This window comes from Paenibacillus sp. FSL R10-2748 (genome assembly GCF_038005565.1).
Taxonomy (GTDB): domain Bacteria; phylum Bacillota; class Bacilli; order Paenibacillales; family Paenibacillaceae; genus Paenibacillus; species Paenibacillus polymyxa_B.
Window position 1 is genome coordinate 141,566 of record NZ_JBBOTK010000008.1, and the last position, 19,345, is coordinate 160,910.

Here is a 19,345-nt window from a genome sequence, read left to right on the forward strand (position 1 = left end):
GGAGTAAGCCACATCTGCCAGCAGAAAAGAGATTGAATATGAAAAGATACATCCATAAGATCAAATATCAAGGTCTGTTCTTCAAAATCTTTATTGTTATGGTGGTCAGCATCACTGCGGTGTCCTTGCTGACCTCTTTGGTGACGATTCGGATGTCTGAACGACTTTTTGCTGAGACATTCAGTATTACAAATGCCAAGGTACTCAGCCAGATTCAATCCAGCTTTGAATCCTTCAATGATTCTATCGTGAATGCCGTAACCCATGCTTCGGAAAATGGAACGGTCAAAAACTATCTGACTGGCGGTCAATCTGACTCGATTAACTCGGCAAGAATTTACTTCGGAATGGCACAGCAAATGAAGCAAATTAAATCGAACGTCGATGCCTATGATGTCGGTGTCGCTGTAACAGGTCTGAACGGCCGGAGCTTTTACTCTGACTCGTCCTATTGGCCTGTAACTGCGGAAGAGCTTAAAAGCAATGCTATTACAGCCCGAAGTGTAGCACGACCGGCACAGCTTATGTATCAGTTGGATACTGAATTATTTCAGCAACAAATGAATAATACCGCGCAAAAGCCAACACCCTATATTATCGCCTCCAAACCATTTATGGAGCGGACCAGCGGCACCCTGTACGGCATGATCTACATCGCTATCCGGGAACCTGAATTTCGCCGTTTCTACAACAATTTCACAAGCAATGGCAATGATGTGCTTATTTTGGACAAGTCGGGACTGATTGTATCAAGCAACCGCCAGGACCTGATCGGACAACGCTCCAGTGAGCTGCTAGGCTATGCCACAAAAATCAATGAACAGGGACTTAACTACATTAATGCAGAAGTGATGAATAAGGAGAGTATCCTCCTTTCCAACTATATCCCTTCATTTGATTTTTATCTGGTGAACATGATCGACAGACAAGCGGCGATTGGGCAAATTATTGACGTTAAATCCGTTGTATGGATCTGCATTGCCATCGTACTGATTGCTTTGGTGATCGTTTTTCTCATATCCCGTCGACTGATTCGTTCCCTGACTCGACTGGTGAAGCAAATGTCGACCATACGCGAGAAAAATTTTGATAATTATATCCCGGTAACGGGCAGCTATGAGGTTAGACAATTAAGTCATGCTTACAACTACATGCTGGATGAATTAAATGACTATATCCGTAAGCTTTTAGAGACGCAAAAGGGTCAACGGAACGCAGAGCTTGCTGCACTACAACGGCAGATCAATCCGCATTTTCTGTACAATACACTGGCTTCGATCAAAATGCTGGTGCTCAAAGGAAATAAGGAAACAGCCGCCGAGACGATCAATGCACTCATTTCCTTACTGCAAAATACAATCAGCAATGTGAGTGAAACGATCACCATTGAGCAGGAAATGGCCAACATGCAAAATTATGTGTTCATTAACCATGTGCGCTACGGGCAGCGGGTACAAGTGAATTATTTTGTATCACCCGATTGTCTGGAGTACCATGTGCCCAAGCTCATCATTCAGCCTTTTATCGAAAACTCTTTTTTCCATGCGTTTAATGAAAAAAACGTAGGGCACATCTATATATTGGTGTCCAAAACGGAGGATACATTGATCTGTGAGGTGGTCGATGATGGAGACGGTATGGATTTGGACGGGCATACGGCGCAAGACGGACTTCCGAATCCCAAGAGCAAGCGCCAACTGTTCACAGGCATCGGCATCCAGAATGTGCACAACCGCATTACCCTTTTATACGGAGAAGAATATGGCGTGACCATCTCCAGTAAAAAGGGCGAGGGCACCAAAGTAAGAATGACACTGCCATTGATCGTAAAACCCGCCCCTCTTATCTAATAAATATAGATTGAACTTAAAAAATGCGCATGTAAAACGGAGTGGGTGGAATGGTGCTGTACAAGCGAAGCGGTCGCTTTTGTCCCCGGATTTCTACCTTATGGAATTTATTCAAGAAATCCGGGGGCGGTGGCGATGGGAAGCACCATCCTCCTGCGTAGTAGCACACCATCTAATTTCAAGCTCATCCTAAAAAAAGTACCTAAACCAAAACAAAATACAAATGTAAGCGGTACCTTTTTTGATAAATCATAATAATAAGACCAATCCGTATAAAGATATTCCTAACACCGACAAAGTATGGATGGTACACTAGATTTATAAATAAGGTAACCGCTTTCATTTAAGAGGTTTAGAACTAGCAAGCAACATATAAAAAAAGAGTAGGGGTTGAACAAAATGAAAAAAATGACTTTCCTTCTGCTGATTGCAAGCTTGATCTTGCTATCCGCATGCTCCAGCAATTCCGAGAAAGCAGCGACTACCACAGATTCAGGCAAAAAAGAAATCACCGTCTGGGCTTGGGACCCGAACTTTAATATCGCAGCCCTGAAGCTGGCAAAAGATCGCTACGTTGCCAAACATCCAGATGTAACCGTAAACATTGTTGAATATGCTCAAAACGATATCGTACAAAAAATGAATGCCGGTCTTAACTCCGGTTCTACCAAAGGACTGCCGAACGTGGTTCTGATCGAGGATTATCGGGCACAGAACTTCCTGCAAGCCTATCCCGATTCTTTCCATGATATGAGCAGCACGATCAAAGCAACCGACTTCGCTGATTATAAAATCGGACCGACTAGCTACAACGGCAAACAGTATGGTGTTCCATTCGACTCCGGTGTTATGGGACTGTATGTAAGAACGGACTATCTGGAACAAGCCGGCTACAAAGTAGCGGACCTGACTAATATTGATTGGGACAAATTTATTGAAATTGGTAAAGCCGTAAAACAAAAAACAGGCAAAGAAATGCTGACTCAAGATCCAAATGACCTCGGTCTGATCCGTGGTATGATCCAAACTGCAGGTTCATGGTACCTGAAAGAAGACGGTAAAACACCAAACCTGGCTGGTAATCCAGCTCTGAAAGAAGCGCTCTTGACGTACAAATCCTTGTTCGACGCTAACATTGTTAAAATGAATGCCGACTGGAGTCAGTTCCTGGCCGCATTCAACAGCGGTGCAGTTGCTTCCGTACCTACAGGTAACTGGATTACACCTTCGATCAAAGCAGAAGCTTCGCAATCGGGTAAATGGGCCGTTGTTCCTTTCCCTAAGCTGAAAAATATACCTGAATCCGTGAATGCTTCCAGCCTCGGCGGCAGCTCCTGGTATGTCCTTAACTCGGACGGTCAAGATACCGCTGCTGATTTCCTGAAAGAGACATTCGGAACAGATCAAGAACTGTATCAAGATATGCTGAGCAAAATTGGAATTGTCGGTTCATTGAACGCAGCTTCCAGCGGTAAAGCTTATGACGTGGAAGATCCGTACTTCGGAGGCGACAAAGTATACAAGAAATTTGCAGAATGGACTAAGCAAGTTCCAAAAGTCAATTATGGCCTGCACACGTATGCCATTGAGGATATCATGACCGTTGAAATTCAAAACTATCTGAACGGAAAAGATGTAGACGCAGTTCTGAAAGATGCTCAAGGACAGGCGGAAGCACAGCTTAAATAAGACAGTCCATCTAGCCAAGGCTAAACAATAAAACGATAAGCACTTAAAACCTTGGGCTTGCGAGTTCAAGGTTTTATTGCTGCACAGGGAGTTGACATGGTATGAAGACAGCCGCGCCCAAAATAACTACAACACGTCTCAAAGCAGGTATGACAGGATGGTTGTTCATATCCATCGCAGTGATCATGATCGCCGCTTTTTATTTCTATCCGATGATTCAGGCGCTTATCTTGTCCTTTAAGACAGGTACAGGGTCTAATCTGAGCTTTAACGGCATTGATAACTACAAGCGACTCTTCACCGATAAAATGTTTATAACCGCCGTGAAGAATACGTTTATCTATTTAATTTTCCAGGTACCTTTGATGGTCATTCTGGCTCTGTTCATTTCGGTATTGTTGAATGATAAAAACCTGAAATTCAAGGGCTTTTTCCGCACAGCTATCTTCTTGCCGTGTATCACATCCCTTGTAGCATATTCGGTTGTCTTCAAGTACTTGTTCTCGTCTGACGGTCTGGTAAACTCCTTATTGCTGAATCTGCACGTGATTGGCACGCCCATCCAATGGATTACAGATCCTTTCTGGGCCAAGGTTACAATTATTATCGCGATCACATGGCGCTGGACTGGTTATAATATGATCTTTTACCTATCCGGTCTTCAGAACATTGACAGTTCCATCTACGAAGCGGCCCGTATTGACGGAGCTTCCCCTATCCGACAGTTTTTCAGCATTACAGTTCCACTGCTTAAGCCGATTATCCTGTTCACTTCGATTACATCAACGATTGGTACACTCCAACTCTTCGATGAAATTATGAATATTACCAAGGGTGGGCCAGGGAACGCAACATCTTCAATTTCGCAATATATTTACAATCTCTCCTTCAAATATTCATCCGACTTTGGTTATGCGGCGACCGTATCTTATTCCATCGTCATTATGATCATTATCTTGTCGATTATCCAGTTCAAAGTGGCAGGTGAGAAAAAATGATGAAAACAAAAAGAGCATTTACGTACGCCTTTCTGATCCTTGTGTCGTTCGTTTCGATTTTCCCGTTCCTCTGGATGCTATCCAGCTCCACGAACCTGTCGGTCGATGTGACCAAAGGCAAGCTTCTGCCTGGCTCCCATTTGATGGATAACATGCACAATTTGCTTGAAAAAGTAGACATCGTTACCGCACTAAGTAACTCTGCAAAAGTCTCCATCTCAACTACGCTGCTGGCTATGCTAATCGCATCACTGGCCGGTTATGGCTTTGAAATTTACAGAAGTAAAGCGAAAGACGTTGTCTTCAATATCCTGCTGATGTCTATGATGATTCCGTTTGCGGCGATCATGATCCCGCTCTACCGGATGTTCGGCGGTATTTCTAATGTCATACCGTGGATCGGTATTGATACACTCTCTTCTGTCGTCATTCCGACCGTAACTACGGCGTTCCTGATCTTCTTTTTCCGTCAAAGCACCAAGATGTTTCCAAAGGATCTACTGGAAGCAGGTCGTATGGATGGATTATCCGAGCTGGGTCTGTTCTTCCGGGTGTATATGCCTACGATGAAAACAACCTATGCCGCTGCCGCAATCATCACATTCATGTCCAGCTGGAACAACTACCTCTGGCCTCTGATTGTGTTGCAAACGCCGGAGAATCAAACGATTCCGCTGTTGATCTCGAACCTTGGCTCCAGCTATGCACCGGATTACGGTGTCATCATGATCGCCATTGTCCTGTCCACACTGCCGACTGCACTGGTATTCTTCCTGATGCAGAAACACTTTGTAGCGGGCATGGTTGGTTCGGTAAAATAACAAATTACTGTGTAATATCTTCATTTCATTTTAAAAATAAGGAGTGTTCGCCTTGACCATCCATACCCCTAGTCTGGACTGGCTGACCGACGTAACCAAATTTGCTGTACATCGGCTGCCCGCCTATTCCGATCACAAATATTACGCTACGCTTCAAGAAGCGGAGCAGCAAGCTGATATGGCTTGGCGTCATAGCCTGAATGGGAGCTGGAAGTTTAACTATGCAACGAATCCAGCCAGCCGTCCGGTAGAGTTCTATACTCCTGGCTTTGAGTATGGCGGCTGGAGCGATATTCAGGTGCCGGGTCACATTCAGACGCAAGGCTTTGGCCAAATGCAGTACGTGAATACGATGTATCCATGGGACGGACATTCGGACGTTCGTCCACCCCATATTCCGGAGGACCACAACCCGGTCGGGAGCTATATCAAAAGCTTTGTTTTGCCGGAAAATATGGCTTCGGGCGCGCAGCCTGTGTTCATTTCTTTCCAAGGCGTCGAGTCGGCTTTCTATGTATGGCTGAACGGACAATTTGTCGGTTACAGCGAGGACAGCTTTACACCGTCTGATTTTGAACTGACACCGTTCTTGCAAGCAGGCGAAAACAAGCTGGCAGTGGAGGTATATCAAAGAAGTACGGGAGCGTGGCTGGAGGATCAGGACTTTTGGCGTTTTTCCGGTATTTTCAGAGACGTATATCTCTATACCATCCCTACTCTTCACGTACGTGACCTGCATGCCAAGGCGGATCTGGATGCTTCCTACACGCAGGGTCTTCTGGAGCTGAAATTGACCTTGGAAAAGCCGGCAACGGCCTATGCAACTGTCGATGTGAAAGATGCTGCCGGCCATGTTGTAGCTTCTTTGAAAGCTGACTTTACTGATGGCACAGCTTCGCTGTCAGCAGCCTTGGAGCAAGTGCAGCGCTGGAGCGCGGAGAAACCTTATTTGTACACGTTGTTCATTCAAATTTATGATGCCAGTGGATCGCTTGTGGAAGTCATTCCACAAAAAATTGGCTTCCGTAAATTTGAGCTGCTAAACAAGGTCATGCATTTGAACGGCAAACGCATCGTCTTTAAAGGTGTGAACCGCCATGAATTTAACGCTCGCACCGGACGTGCGATTTCCCGTGAAGATATGCTGTGGGATATCCGGACGCTCAAGCAGAACAATATGAACGCTGTTCGTACCTCTCATTATCCAAATCAGACTCTGTGGTATGAGCTATGCGATGAGTACGGGGTCTATGTAATTGATGAAATGAACTTGGAAACACACGGTTCCTGGCAAAAACTCGGCGCCGTCGAGCCATCGTGGAATATTCCCGCCAATCTGCCTGAGTGGCAGGATATCGTCATGGATCGCGCCATTTCCATGCTGGAACGGGACAAAAACCATGCGTCCATTCTGATTTGGTCCTGCGGCAATGAGTCGTATGCAGGTGAAGTGCTGCGCAATGTAGCCAACTATTTCCGAGCCACCGACCCGAGCCGTTTGGTACACTACGAAGGCGTGTTTCACAACCGTACGTACGATGATACCAGCGATATGGAGAGCCGGATGTACGCCAAACCCGCAGATATCGAGCAATATCTAAACGACAATCCGCAAAAGCCGTATATCAGTTGCGAATACATGCATGCGATGGGTAATTCCGTAGGCGGCATGCACAAGTATACCGAGCTGGAGAACAAATACGAGCTGTACCAGGGCGGTTTTATATGGGATTATATTGATCAGGCTGTTATGAAAAAAGATCGCTACGGACGCGAGTACCTCGCGATCGGCGGCGACTTTGACGACCGTGCTACAGACTATGGCTTCTGTACGGACGGAATCGTCTATGCGGACCGGAAGGTTTCGCCGAAGATGCAGGAGGTCAAATTCCTGTATCAAAATCTGAAGCTCATCCCGGATACCAAAGGTGTAACCATTCGCAACGAAAGCCTGTTCGAGGGAACGGACGACTATGAGCTAGTATACAGTCTACTGCATGAAGGCCAAGAAATCGAACGTAATGCCATTCATGTAGATGTAGCGGCTCAGACCGAAGCCTATATTCCACTGACGTTCCCAAGCACAGACAAGAAGCCTGGGGAATATGTCATTCACACGGCGCTCGTATTGAAGGAAGCGACGCTCTGGGCTGAGGCTGGGCATGAAGTAGCCTTCGGACAACATATTTTCATTGTGGAAGATCCAAATCCGCTGAAGATCCCTACGGGCGGTGCCTTACGAGTGGTGCATGGTGATGTTAACATTGGCGTTCACGGTGCAGATTTCAGTATGATGTTCTCCAAAGGAGCAGGCAGCCTGACTTCACTTCGCTACGCCGGACGTGAGATGATTGCCATGCCTCCTGCCCCATTGTTCTGGCGGGCGACCACAGACAATGATCGGGGAACTGCTCTGGGCTTTGAAGCCGGTGGCTGGTTCGCTGCAAGTCTGACACGTAAATGCGTGGACATTCAGGTCACGGAAGAGCAGACAGACCGTGTAACCGTTACATTCCGCTACACGCTGAGCATCCATGCAGACGTACAGATAACGGTAACCTACACCGTCCTGGCGGATGGCAGTCTGAACGTAAAATCGACTTATGAAGGCGTCTCAGGACTGCCTAATCTGCCGATCTTTGCCCTTTCGTTCAAGGTTCCGGCAGACTACCGCCATCTGGACTGGTACGCGATGGGACCGGAAGAGAATTACATCGACCGTGCCTTTGGCGCGAGACTAGGCGTATTCCGTAACGAAGCTGCGGATAACGTATCCGGGTATGTCGTACCGCAGGAATCCGGTAACCGTACAGGCGTGCGCCGTGTCGATATTACCGACGATTCTCAACGCGGTATTCGCATTACTGCACCGGGTACCGCGCCTGTGGAATGCAACATTTCACCGTACACAGCGTTCGAGCTGGAAAGTGCTTACCATCTGTATGAGCTACCAAACGTGTATTACACCGTTGTCACCATAGCTGGTAAACAAATGGGCGTAGGCGGCGACGATAGCTGGGGGGCTCCGGTACATGAAGAATACCAAATTACAGCCGATCAAAAGCTGGAATTCGAATTTACCGTGCAACGAGTATAAATAAGCACGCTCACTGTATAGACAAGTAGATATAACAAAAGCCCTTCCGCTGCTTCCCTCATGAGAAGCTAAAGCTGGAAGGGCTTTTGTATTTTATCATTCCAATCATACTGTCAGCAGAAAATAAAGTCCTAGGTTGTCGTTGTTTCATTGAATCAACGTCTCCCGTTAGTTCCATGGATTAATATAAAACTAAAATCCAAACTCTGTTACTCTTTCAAGCCACTCACGCATAAGTGACTCAAATAATAGAGCCTGTTCAATCTGAAGATTATGCCCTGCTCGATCTAAAACGGCGAAGGTTGCTCTAGTATAATTTTCTAAAATTCTAAAAGCATCTATGTAACCAACGACTGCATCTTGTCGCCCAAGGGTAAATACTGTTGGTTTATCAAAAACTAATTTATCTATATTGGTAGAAAATCCATAGTTTCTTTGAATCTTGCTAAGAAAATCGTAGTCAGCGATCTTACAACCTGCCACTATCTCTTCAGAATACCTTTTCCAATTATATTCATTGAGAACGACTTGATTTGCGCTAAAATCACTTATTTGCTCTTCACTTAAGGTGCCCATAAACTCGCGATCACAATGAACAACAAAATGCTCGGGCAGTATTCTTCTTTTGTGTTCAGGAATAATTAATGGACAAATCAGAGCAGCTCCACCAATACGATCTTTATGTCTATTAATTATTCCCCTTGTAATATATCCACCGTACGATTCGCCTGCTATGAGATAATCTTGGTTTGGGACAAGAGTTTCAATAAAATTTATAACTGCTTCTAGCATATCATCTGAATTACATATTTGATCGTAGTCCTTTGTTTGTCCCATTCCAGGCAGGTCAAGATAGATACGACGCCAATCGGGATTATCTTCAAATATCGGTTCCATGCACCCACTCATTAACCGATGGTCTGGTGTAAAACCATGGATCATTACAATTGGTTTGCCTTTACCAATTTCCTCGTAATATATATTGGCATTCTTGACTTTACAATATGGCATACAGACCCTCCAAAATTGATTTATTTATAATATTCTTACACTAAAGAAGAATCTACATTGTTTTATCAAGCAAACCAGATCTCCGGTTCGTTTTGATTATATACTCATATATAATACATGTAAAGAACACTTGTTCCCTATTCTTGTTTCTGGAGTTAAACTAACCTGCCCGTTAGCTTAATAAAACAACGTCGCTTTAATACTTTATTTTCCCAGTCTAGAACTTTAGCTAGCTCGTTGCCAAATTAACATACGTTCGCGTGAAATCAAGGTTCTTCAAGTCTCTTTGATCGATCAAAAATTCCAAATACCCTGCGTCCCACCAGCACATACCAACCTCGTCCAAAGAAGAGACCGAGAGCAGAACATGCCAATTTTCCGAAGCTCGATCGTGCTTCTCTCGATTCGTCTGATATTCTTGCAGCTGAGGCAGCACTTCGGATCGTAAATGCTCCGCATAATCCGTACTTTCCCTATGCATAGCTTGCTCGATTTCCTTATGAATCTGACTCTCACTCTTATGCCAGTTAAACAGAAGACCCTCTAGCCCGTTTCGGCGTAGGTAAGCATCCCGCAGGGTGTTCCCGGCAAAAGATTGATGCTGACCCCACACCGTGTCACTTTGTTCACAAACAAGCTCATACAGCTCTTCATACTGATCTACAAGAACATCTCCTAGTTCACCCTCCGACCGCAGGGTAACAATCGGCTGAAAAGAAATTGCATAAGATGTGAAACCCCTGTTCTCAGCACATACTTCAACCTTCCCGGTCGGTGGCAAGGTTTTCTTCAAAGCGCTGCTGTCACCGTTATAGTAAAAGATTTTATGGTCAATATCATAGGCGGGCTCATCCAGCCCAAGAAAAAAGTAAAGTATGCCCTGATGAGGCAATCCCTCAAATGGTGAAAAAGGTAGCTCGCCCAAATTAATTTGAGCAATGAACGTATAATATTCTCCGTCTGAATCACACGGCCACTCTATCGTGGGTGGCAGATCTGGATAGCCGGCGATCCGACTATTTCCAATGTGTTCGTAATTTTCCTCATGATCCACATAAAATTGTATAGCAGCTTGAGCTTCCTGATGAATCTCTTCTTTTAAATCTTCATCCAGTGAATGCCCTTCCAGTATTCGAGTCAGTTCATCCTTTAATAGTGGTTGTAGCATCTCGCTCGCCCCTTTTCATGAAGTAATAATATAGCCTGCAACCATTTAAACCCTTACCCCAGATTACCAAATAAAAGCCTGACAATCTATTTTTCTAGCAGATATAAGTTGAATTAAAAAGTATATGTTTATATACCCTGAAACCATGTATAATTGTTATAACAGTTGAATAGTATGATAAGGAGGATAAAGAGATGGGTAAGGTGATTGGAATGGAACGTAAAATTACTAAATTCGGAAATAGCTTAGGGATTACTATGACAGAAGCCATTAAGCAGCTCGGACTGGGCCAAGGAGATACAGTTCAGGTTGAAGTAGATCACAAGAGCGGACAAATCATTATACAAAAATCGAACAAAATAACTCTGCCCTCAGGGTTAAGTGATGATTTTCTTGAAAATCTTTCTCAAGTAATGGATTCATATGACGAAACCCTTAAAGGACTTAAGGATAGATGAGCAGCATTCGTTTCTTAACCATTCAAGAAGTTATAGCTATTAATGTCGCTATGATTGAAAGATACAGCAAAGGCGAACAAATCGGCGTCAAAGATACCAGTCTACTTGAGTCTGCTGTTCTACGTCCTCAATCATCAGCTTTTAGTGAAGATGCGTACCCCACAATATTCAGCAAAGCCGCTGCATTATTCGAATCCCTAGGGCAAAACCATCCTTTTCACAATGCAAACAAGCGAACAGCTTTTACTGCATTACTCATTTTTTTGCGCTACAATGGCTTTCAATTTAAAATGGATCAGAAAGCAGCCGAAGACTTTACTGTAGATATGGTTAATCATAAATTTTCGTTGAATCAGCTGGCTTTATTAATCGAGCTCCACTCTTCCAAACTACATGTGTGAACCTAAAAAAGAGATCACGAATGATCTCTTTTTTAGGTTCAATGGTAATCATTGCTCTTGACTGCAAGCACCTGACGGGCGATTAGCATAAAGGCATCAAAGGAGTGGCAATGCTTTAATCGTTCCAGCGTCTCTTCCTGGCGGATCAGTTCTACAAACAAATCATAAATCCCCATAGCCTGTTCATAGTCCTCTTTGCAGATTGAAAGCAGGAATACCACATGAACCTCATGGTTGGCATCCCAAGGGATTGGATTTTCCAGCAAGCACACGCTTACGACCGTTCGGTTAGAGCTTAGCTCCAGGGGATGGGGGATGGCCATCCCTCGATCCAATGCAGTAGAGCCCAGCTTCTCTCTTTCTTTGACTGCTGGCAAAAACTTGTCAGTCACCACTCCTTTTTGCTTTAAAATACCACTCATTTCTTCAATCAGGGCATCTTTGCTCGGCTGATCGGATCGGGTCATAAACCATTGCTTGTCAAAATACCGTAGCAGTGAAGTTTCCTGTTCCTCATCGCTGGCCCGTACCATCCGCGTCATTGTCTCCATATCCCGTTCCGAAGGAATCGGGCTAATCACCGCGGACGGTTTATCCTTACGCTGCTGTAAGTGAATGGTCGAAACGACGAGGTCCTCATCGACGGTGGACATCTCCTCGTATTCCCGAAGTGAAACCACTCGGGATACATCCAGCTCAGCGAACAGCGAACGCAGCCTGGATTCTAGAATCCGGGCGGTTCCGTAGCCGGAGCCGCACACCAGCAACACGGTTTTGCGACGCCGATGAGGGATATTGTATTTGCGTTCCAATGCAGCCCCGATATGAAGTGCCAAATAACCGATTTCGTTATCGTTGATGTCGTACGGAAACGATTTTTGTAGTTCTTTTACCGCACCAACTGTGATTTCATAGGCAAGCGGATAATACTTGCGAATATGTCCAAGCAGTGGATTACGCATGTTCATACCATGCTCCAGCCGGGTCAGCATTGGCTTCAAATGTACAAATAAATCCTTGGACAGCCGTTCATCGTCACGCAAGTCATAGGTAAAGCGTTCGTAGACGAATGCCAACATCCCGCGCACTGCCAAAAAGAGACGGTCAGATTGGAGGCGCTCCCACTCGGTTTCGGCCATCTTTTTGCTGACGACATGCAGCAGAACATAATCGAACTCTCCTTCTGGACAGGTGATGCCAAAGGCCTCTTCCATCTCCCTCAGCATGGCGCTAGCCAATTCAATATCCCGCGGACTGCCCACCACCGCCTCAAAGCGTTCTAAACCATGTCCTTCCTTCACTCGCAGCACCATGACCGCCAAATGAGTGATGAGATCTTTCAGCGCCAAATCAGCCATTTTGGTCCCAACGCTCCGCAAATGCTTTAGAATAATTGTCCGGATCTGCGGTAGATCCAATCCTTGAAACAGCTGTTGTTGTTCCAAGGGCATGTCGCTGCGTTGTCCCTCTTCATCGCGGACGTCAGCATATTCAGCCAGGCAGTAACGAATACTCTTTTCTTCCCCAATCACCTTTACACCATGTCCCGGCTTGGTGCGCAGAGTAAGGCTATAATCCTCCAGAATCCGACGGATGATTTTAGAATCATTATTCATCGTGGCCCGGCTAATATACAGCTCATCGGCGAGATCCTCCATCTTCACGTATTCCCTCGCATTCAGCAGCTTGAACAGCTCATACCGTATGCGCTCTTCTGGAGCCCCCGGTAGCTGCTGACTTACTTCTGTTTCTTCCTGACTTTCATCCGCAAAAAAATGGTATTTCTCACGGTCATCAACCCTAATCGTATAGCCGCTACCCCTCTTGGATTCCAGATATGCTCCATATTCATTCAGCATACTGTCCAGCTTCTTAAGATCATCGCGGATGGTCCGCTCTGTTACCTCCAGCCGCTCAGCGAGCGCTTTGGTGGTCCAAGACCAGCCTTGATCATTTCCACTGACGAGCTGGTACAGCTTTTTCAAGCGTTTGTAGGGAAAAATCATGTAGATATAAGACCTCCTTTCCGATAAACCGTATTTTACTTCCACGTTAGTTCAATTCCGGGGTTACCAGTACCGTTAACAGCTTGCAATGCTGCAATTCCGGCAATTGTGCACCTTCCGTATCGGACGAAACCAATGTTTCTCCCTTCGAACGCTCATCCAGCGAAACCAACTCGTAATGGGCCGATTCGCTGTATGTGATATGTGCAGTCGCATTTTTCTCTAAATAAGGATTAAATACACGGACGATATAACCATCACTATGCTCTGCTTTCTTGAATGCACTCAAGATTACATTGGAATCCTTGCTAAAAGATAACAGGCTATAGTTTTGCTCAAATATTCTTTCTTCGTCTCGGAAGGCAAAAATTAAACGGCCGTTCAGAAAATCAGACAACTGGTAGCTGGACAATGGTGTTAAATATTCCTTGGCCGCTTGAGCAATGCCCGCCTCATCAAACCCGGACTCGTGGACATGTAGAGCAAACGTAAATGTAAGCTCACCGAGCAGCTGTGCATCTGGCGTTTCTACGATCTTTTCTCCTGAGGCACGACCCGGGCGGTATAGCAGATTCTCCTTGCCCATATAACCAAAAGTGCGGAATAACGTCAGCGCTATTGTATCATGTTCATGCCCAATGACTTCATATTCCCTTACTCCTTCAGTCATCACGGCTACCCCATGGGAACCATCGTTTAATGCAACATAGCTTTGCATAGCTTCAATGGTGATCGGCTTTTCCGTCCACTGCTCCCGTTCCCATACCTTTACTTCCTCCAGCGTAGTTGGACGGGCAATGACTCCGAACGGCTGATCTGCAATAGATAGCTTAGAGGCAATCCCAGTATCAAATAGCACCCGCAGACGGTGACTCAGCACTCGGTTGTCCACATCCACCGAGAAGCGTATCAGGCGTTCACCTTTCCGCAAGGACACCGATGCCTGGAGTGGCAACTCAGCTGAAGTCCCAGCAGCGGAACGCTCATTTAAATCATACGGAACCTTCAGTTTCATCCGAAGGGACAATTCTTCGGATACCGTACTTTTGGATGTTATCGTCTCCACATCAGCACCCAGCGAAGAAACTGTAAGATCACGTTCCGGTGGAGAATAGTTGTAGGAATCTCCGTCATCTCCGTTTTCCTCGAACACCATCTGATCTGAGTACACACGTCCCGAAATTTTATCCGTGATGCTTAATGCCCCGTTCTCCTGTACGGCTATGCTATAGAATTCATTTTCAATATGTTTTCCGTTGCTACGTTCTACTGTTGTATCCCCTGTTGCACTAAAATCAAATATAATTTGTGTGTACCCCATAGCAGGTACTTCCTGAAGCTCCACCAACAGCTTGGCACGGAATACACGCTCAGGCAGGTACACCTTTTTGCTCGGATTCAGATCAATATGCTGACCGAGCACGTAGTCTGTTTGTTCCACTTTCTCGGTAATCGTATACAAAAGCTGCTGACCGTTCGTATCCCGAATGACAAAGCTTCCTTCCGGCAAGTAAGCATCAATTTCTGTCACTCCCTTGCGCGGGTAAGGCAACGTATTAAAGATGGTGAAGGCAAAAGTCTCCTCCTGCTTAATCTTCGACGCGATCAGTCGCTTGTGCAGCTCCAATACATTCTCCGCGATATCCCGCGCCTGCTTATAACGAAAAGCCACATCCCGATTCGTCGTATCACTATTGCATCCACCAATGCTGTCGTGGGCTGCATTTTCAAACAAGAGCTTCCATATATCCTTCACGATATAATGTGGATATTCATGCCCAAGTGCATGGCTGATCGACAGTACAGGCTCCAGCGTGTTCACGATTAAATGTTCAATCTCGTTATTTTGCTGCTTAAGGTCAGCTCGTGTGGAAAAAATCGACTTATGAATACGCATATGCTTGGCTTCCATAAGCTCTCCTTCCAGTACAGGAAGGTCGTTGCTGTCCTTTTCAATCTCTTCAAGGAAACGTTCCGGCTCATTCATCACATATTCCCGTTCCGGGTCCAGCTCGTTGAATGTGCGAATCAATTCTGGCAAGTTCAGGCGGATAGGTGCTTGGTCGAAGCCGTTGGGAAAATAAACATGGCGGGTAGACGCTTTTTCTTCCAGCGCACCGATCTGGCTGTCGAGATACGCCTCAAGTTCTCCCGCTTCCTCTGGAATATTCCCACCATAGTAGTAGCCAAACGGCATCTGTACCGCAAACACCTGACTGCCATCCGACCCCTTCCACAAAAACTCGGTTTTAGGATTCGTATTATCGGCTACCCCGCGCCAGAATAGAAAATGCCGAATACCGAACTCCTGATAAATCTGCGGCATCTGCGCCGACTGGCCGAAGGCATCCGGCACATAACCGACCTTCATGGCATGACCATATTTCTGCGCCGTTTCCATACCGTAATACAGATTACGGACCATCGATTCACCGGAAATCACCAATTGATCCGTCTGCGTATACCACGGCCCGGTCATCAGGCGTTTATCGCTTACCAGACGGCGAATGCGCTCTTCATCCTCCGGGCACCAGCGGGTATAATCGTCAAGCAAGGACCCTTGGGCATCCAAAAGATAGTATTTAAAACCGTCCCCATTCTCCAACGCATCCAATACTTCTTTCACATGCTTCACCAAGTAGACTTTGGATCTGGAAGTGGTAAAATACCATTCTCGATCCCAGTGAGTATGTGGTATGACATGCACTTTCGTACGGCTCATTCTCGTTCTCCCTCCATGCTGTCTATTCTTTATCTAGTGATATTTAGTCAAATACAAGCTCAATGTCTTCTCCATTTTTCTTAACAGAGGCCTCTTTCGTTTCAGCCTGCTGCTGTTCTTCCTCACGGAAATTGACGAGCAAGGTTCCTGCCACAATGATTAATGCGCCTGTAACCCCTCCAGCCAGATATGCAAACGGAGTACCTACGGAGATGGCGCCATACAAACCGCCAATTGGAGGCATGATGACATGTGCGCCCAGCAAAGCCGTCAATGCTGCACCTGCTGCGCAGGCAATCATATTCAATGGAATCAGCTTGGCAGGGTTACGCAGTGTAAACGGGATAGCCCCTTCCGTAATTCCGATAATGCCCATGATCACAGAGCCTTTTCCAGCTTCCCGATATGTTTTGGAAAAGCGATGTTTCAGAATTAGGGTTGCAATTCCATAGCCTAGCGGTGGAATACAGATGGCAATGTTTACGAAAATATTGGGTAAATACACACCCGACAGGAATAACGCATTTCCCGCCATCCAGGCAGCTTTATTGACGGGACCCCCAAGATCGAACCCAATCATGGCTCCCAAAATTAAGGCTAGCGCCAAGGTGCTGGTTCCGCTCTCACTCATATGCTTAATCCAGTTGACCAGTCCTTCATTAATCGCGCTCAACGGCCCACCTAGGATGACGGACATGAGAATCCCGGTTAAGCCTACCGTAATGAGCGGCAAAATAATTAGCGGAACAGAGCCTGCGGCCGGACCTGTGATTTTCACTTTGTTTTTCACCCAGAGGGTGACATACCCCGCGAAAAAACCTGCAACAAGAGCGCCCAAGAATCCCGCATTCGTCTCCTGTGCCAGCACGCCGCCAATCAGCCCTGCAGCAAGTGCAGGCTTGTCGGCAATTGAATAGGCGATATACCCAGCCAGAACCATGTTTAGCAGTCCAATTCCGCGCCAGCCTACATTTTCGACTAAGTATAAAATATGAAGAAATCCACTTTTGTCAGCATATGGACCAAAGTCAGTGACACCCATTGTCAGACCGATAATTTTACACACGGCAACAATCAAGGAGCCTGCAATAATAACCGGAAGCAGGTAAGAAATACCTGTCATCAGATGCTTTTTAGCTTCACTCAGCCATTTTTTCATCATGTTCTCCCCCATCATGAATACTACTGTTATTCAAAGGCTCATCGGATATCATTCAGATCATCTACGCCGCTGATTGTCCGTGTTGCCTCCCTAATCTTATTTTTGAGCAGAGATGGCCTCCACCGCTTTGGTAAGAACCGCTTCCGCATTGTTGACCGCATGACCGATTTTAACGCGAACGATTCTTTTATCTTCAAAACGCTCTGCATCCTTCACTGTCTGATCCGAGGCAATCAGTACAAATTCCGCCGCTGCAATGTCTTCCTCCGTAAGTTTGTTCACTTGGCCTAGTGCGCCTTGCTGCTCCACTTTAATATGGTGACCGAGCTGTGCCGCTGCTTTTTCCAGTGCTTTTGCCGCCATTGGAGTATGAGCCAACCCTGCGATACAGGATGTAACGCTTACAATTTTCATTATGACACCAACCCTTCTGTATACTGTTCCAGCAAATGATACACGTCGCCGCTGCTATTGGCACCCGCTACCGCCTCTTTAAAGGAATCCTCTAAGAGCAGGGTTGCGAGCGAGGAAATAATTTGTAAATGGGATACATCCACGGACCCTTTAGGCACCAAAATACTAAAAATATACTGGACAGGCTTGCCATCATGAGAGGCCCAGTCAATGCTATGTTCCAATCGGATCACGAGGACTGCTGGTCTGGTGACCACTTCGCTCTGCGTATGAGGTATGGCAAACTGATCCTGAAGCCCTGTCGAATATACCTTTTCCCTCTCCCACAAATCCTGCACCAGTTGCTCCCTATGGACGGTGACACCCAGCTTTTCAGCCTCTTGAGCAATAAACTCAAACACAGCCGATTTGGTCTCCAGCTTCTCATCCAAATAAATCTGTTCTCTAGTAATCATGGTGGATGTCTCTCCTCCCTTCTATCTATAGGTGAAACGCTTACAAGTTTATTTTAGCCGACTCTTCCTCCATGTTTTATCTATAAAATTTCCCTATCCAAGCGGAAATGCACTAGACATTGTTCATAAATGTTTTGTGATAGGCATTCCGGTATTGGGAAGGAGTCATGTGGGCTCTCTTTTTGAACAAACGCATAAAATACTTCTCATCGGTATATCCTGCCTCTTCGGCAACCTGCTTAATGCTCATATCTGTACGGGAAATCAACTCTTTGGCTTTGTTAATGCGAATACTATGAATGAACTCCAGGGGACGCATGCCTGTATTTTGCTTGAACAAACGAGAGATATAATCCTTGTTGTAATTGAATTTTCGGGCTAAATCCGTCACAGTCAACGGCTCTTCAGCATGAATTCGAGTCCACTCGATAATTTTGTTAAAACTCACATTCCCCTGTGAACTGACAGGATTGGAAAGCAAGCGGCTAAGCGCCAGTTCAGATATCTCGATCAGCAGCGAGGTGAACAAATAATTTGCACTGTGATACGTAAGGTAATGTGAGTTGGCTACATGCAAAATCTGATTGACGATAATATGAATCCGATCTCCGTTGTCTGCCTGTACACATTGCGGTAAATAGATATCACGCATCACACCGTGACGCTGCAAAAGCCCATCCATAGCACTTGTTTCCTGCTTCATTTCTTCATTAGATAATACATTCGGGGTCGTGGGAACATCGAAATGAAACCAATAAAATTTCACGCCTGGCAATGACTCCTGGTATCCTTTATGCGTACGACCGGGGTAAAGCAATAGAATATCTCCCTCGCCTACTTCAAAATCTTCCCGTTCCTCCCGTATATATACCGTCTCTTGGACACCTAGGATCAGCTCAAAATTCTCAATGGAACGACTCATATGCTTCCAAGGTACCTCGTTAACAAACTCGCCTGCCGAGATCAGTTGAATCGGAGCATCTACATTTACTTTTAGATAGGTCATGTTATCGCCTCTTTAGGTTCATGTTCGGATTTGTCCACCCATTGTATGGTTAAGCTACTGACATACCGCGATTGCAATGCTAATGTA

15 protein-coding genes are annotated in these 19,345 nt (G+C 45.7%); 7 read left to right on the forward strand and 8 right to left on the reverse strand.

Annotation, left to right across the window (positions count from 1 at the left end):
* Positions 1 to 38: 38 nt before the first annotated feature.
* The 5 genes from NSS66_RS21590 (at position 39) to NSS66_RS21610 (ending at position 8,455) form a co-directional block, all read left to right on the forward strand.
* Positions 39 to 1,850 (forward strand): cache domain-containing sensor histidine kinase, encoded by a 1,812-nt coding sequence (locus NSS66_RS21590; RefSeq protein WP_103744751.1) that lies wholly within the window; start codon positions 39 to 41, stop codon positions 1,848 to 1,850.
* A gap of 399 nt (positions 1,851 to 2,249) precedes the next feature.
* Positions 2,250 to 3,539 (forward strand): ABC transporter substrate-binding protein, encoded by a 1,290-nt coding sequence (locus NSS66_RS21595; RefSeq protein ID WP_023986539.1) that lies wholly within the window; start codon positions 2,250 to 2,252, stop codon positions 3,537 to 3,539.
* 101 nt (positions 3,540 to 3,640) lie between these two features.
* A complete protein-coding gene (locus tag NSS66_RS21600; protein WP_013308301.1) occupies positions 3,641 to 4,537 on the forward strand; it encodes a carbohydrate ABC transporter permease in 897 nt (298 codons plus the stop codon).
* The gene (locus tag NSS66_RS21605) at positions 4,534 to 5,358 is read left to right on the forward strand and encodes a carbohydrate ABC transporter permease (protein WP_028541902.1); all 825 of its coding nucleotides are present in this window, start codon (positions 4,534 to 4,536) and stop codon (positions 5,356 to 5,358) included. The genes NSS66_RS21600 and NSS66_RS21605 overlap by 4 nt, the downstream gene beginning before the upstream one ends.
* Before the next feature lie 52 nt (positions 5,359 to 5,410).
* The gene (locus NSS66_RS21610) at positions 5,411 to 8,455 is read left to right on the forward strand and encodes a glycoside hydrolase family 2 TIM barrel-domain containing protein (RefSeq protein WP_340959738.1); all 3,045 of its coding nucleotides are present in this window, start codon (positions 5,411 to 5,413) and stop codon (positions 8,453 to 8,455) included.
* A gap of 192 nt (positions 8,456 to 8,647) precedes the next feature.
* Here NSS66_RS21610 and NSS66_RS21615 read toward each other — a convergent pair whose 3' ends face one another.
* A complete protein-coding gene (locus tag NSS66_RS21615) occupies positions 8,648 to 9,466 on the reverse strand; it encodes an alpha/beta fold hydrolase (RefSeq protein WP_340959740.1) in 819 nt (272 codons plus the stop codon).
* 229 nt (positions 9,467 to 9,695) lie between these two features.
* Positions 9,696 to 10,634 carry a YwqG family protein gene (locus NSS66_RS21620; RefSeq protein WP_340959741.1) on the reverse strand — a complete coding sequence of 313 codons (939 nt, stop codon included), beginning with the start codon at positions 10,632 to 10,634 and terminating at the stop codon, positions 9,696 to 9,698.
* Between the two features lie 194 nt (positions 10,635 to 10,828).
* On the opposite strand from NSS66_RS21620, the gene NSS66_RS21625 reads away from it, so the two are divergent.
* Both NSS66_RS21625 and NSS66_RS21630 read left to right on the forward strand, forming a co-directional pair.
* Positions 10,829 to 11,092, forward strand: coding sequence for an AbrB/MazE/SpoVT family DNA-binding domain-containing protein (locus NSS66_RS21625; protein WP_013308294.1), 264 nt, complete (start codon positions 10,829 to 10,831; stop codon positions 11,090 to 11,092).
* Complete coding sequence (locus tag NSS66_RS21630) at positions 11,089 to 11,493, forward strand: type II toxin-antitoxin system death-on-curing family toxin (protein ID WP_023986534.1); 405 nt, start codon at positions 11,089 to 11,091, stop codon at positions 11,491 to 11,493. Before NSS66_RS21625 ends, NSS66_RS21630 begins: the two co-directional genes overlap by 4 nt.
* 38 nt (positions 11,494 to 11,531) lie before the next feature.
* On the opposite strand, the gene NSS66_RS21635 is transcribed toward NSS66_RS21630, so the two are convergent.
* The 6 genes from NSS66_RS21635 to NSS66_RS21660 all read right to left on the reverse strand — a co-directional run bounded on the left by NSS66_RS21635 (position 11,532) and on the right by NSS66_RS21660 (position 19,258).
* Positions 11,532 to 13,499: a BglG family transcription antiterminator gene (locus NSS66_RS21635; RefSeq protein ID WP_068938364.1), complete on the reverse strand. Its 1,968-nt coding sequence runs from the start codon at positions 13,497 to 13,499 to the stop codon at positions 11,532 to 11,534.
* 46 nt (positions 13,500 to 13,545) lie between these two features.
* Positions 13,546 to 16,221, reverse strand: coding sequence for a mannosylglycerate hydrolase (mngB, locus tag NSS66_RS21640; RefSeq protein WP_254349138.1), 2,676 nt, complete (start codon positions 16,219 to 16,221; stop codon positions 13,546 to 13,548).
* Between the two features lie 43 nt (positions 16,222 to 16,264).
* Positions 16,265 to 17,380 (reverse strand): PTS fructose transporter subunit IIC, encoded by a 1,116-nt coding sequence (locus tag NSS66_RS21645; RefSeq protein ID WP_023986531.1) that lies wholly within the window; start codon positions 17,378 to 17,380, stop codon positions 16,265 to 16,267.
* Positions 17,381 to 17,479: 99 nt separating this feature from the next.
* A complete protein-coding gene (locus NSS66_RS21650) occupies positions 17,480 to 17,797 on the reverse strand; it encodes a PTS fructose transporter subunit IIB (RefSeq protein WP_339201255.1) in 318 nt (105 codons plus the stop codon).
* Positions 17,797 to 18,252, reverse strand: coding sequence for a PTS sugar transporter subunit IIA (locus tag NSS66_RS21655; RefSeq protein ID WP_025718799.1), 456 nt, complete (start codon positions 18,250 to 18,252; stop codon positions 17,797 to 17,799). Before NSS66_RS21655 ends, NSS66_RS21650 begins: the two co-directional genes overlap by 1 nt.
* Positions 18,253 to 18,364: 112 nt before the next feature.
* On the reverse strand, positions 18,365 to 19,258 hold the full coding sequence (locus tag NSS66_RS21660) for an AraC family transcriptional regulator (RefSeq protein ID WP_028541895.1): 894 nt from the start codon (positions 19,256 to 19,258) through the stop codon (positions 18,365 to 18,367).
* Positions 19,259 to 19,345 lie beyond the last annotated feature (87 nt).

Coding starts and splice junctions, on each gene's coding strand:
- NSS66_RS21590 (WP_103744751.1), top strand. CDS start 39: ATGAAAAGATACATCCATAAGATCAAATATCAAGGTCTGTTCTTCAAA.
- NSS66_RS21595 (WP_023986539.1), top strand. CDS start 2,250: ATGAAAAAAATGACTTTCCTTCTGCTGATTGCAAGCTTGATCTTGCTA.
- NSS66_RS21600 (WP_013308301.1), top strand. CDS start 3,641: ATGAAGACAGCCGCGCCCAAAATAACTACAACACGTCTCAAAGCAGGT.
- NSS66_RS21605 (WP_028541902.1), top strand. CDS start 4,534: ATGATGAAAACAAAAAGAGCATTTACGTACGCCTTTCTGATCCTTGTG.
- NSS66_RS21615 (WP_340959740.1), bottom strand. CDS start 9,466: ATGCCATATTGTAAAGTCAAGAATGCCAATATATATTACGAGGAAATT.
- NSS66_RS21620 (WP_340959741.1), bottom strand. CDS start 10,634: ATGCTACAACCACTATTAAAGGATGAACTGACTCGAATACTGGAAGGG.
- NSS66_RS21625 (WP_013308294.1), top strand. CDS start 10,829: ATGGGTAAGGTGATTGGAATGGAACGTAAAATTACTAAATTCGGAAAT.
- NSS66_RS21630 (WP_023986534.1), top strand. CDS start 11,089: ATGAGCAGCATTCGTTTCTTAACCATTCAAGAAGTTATAGCTATTAAT.
- NSS66_RS21635 (WP_068938364.1), bottom strand. CDS start 13,499: ATGATTTTTCCCTACAAACGCTTGAAAAAGCTGTACCAGCTCGTCAGT.
- mngB (WP_254349138.1), bottom strand. CDS start 16,221: ATGAGCCGTACGAAAGTGCATGTCATACCACATACTCACTGGGATCGA.
- NSS66_RS21645 (WP_023986531.1), bottom strand. CDS start 17,380: ATGAAAAAATGGCTGAGTGAAGCTAAAAAGCATCTGATGACAGGTATT.
- NSS66_RS21650 (WP_339201255.1), bottom strand. CDS start 17,797: ATGAAAATTGTAAGCGTTACATCCTGTATCGCAGGGTTGGCTCATACT.
- NSS66_RS21655 (WP_025718799.1), bottom strand. CDS start 18,252: ATGATTACTAGAGAACAGATTTATTTGGATGAGAAGCTGGAGACCAAA.
- NSS66_RS21660 (WP_028541895.1), bottom strand. CDS start 19,258: ATGACCTATCTAAAAGTAAATGTAGATGCTCCGATTCAACTGATCTCG.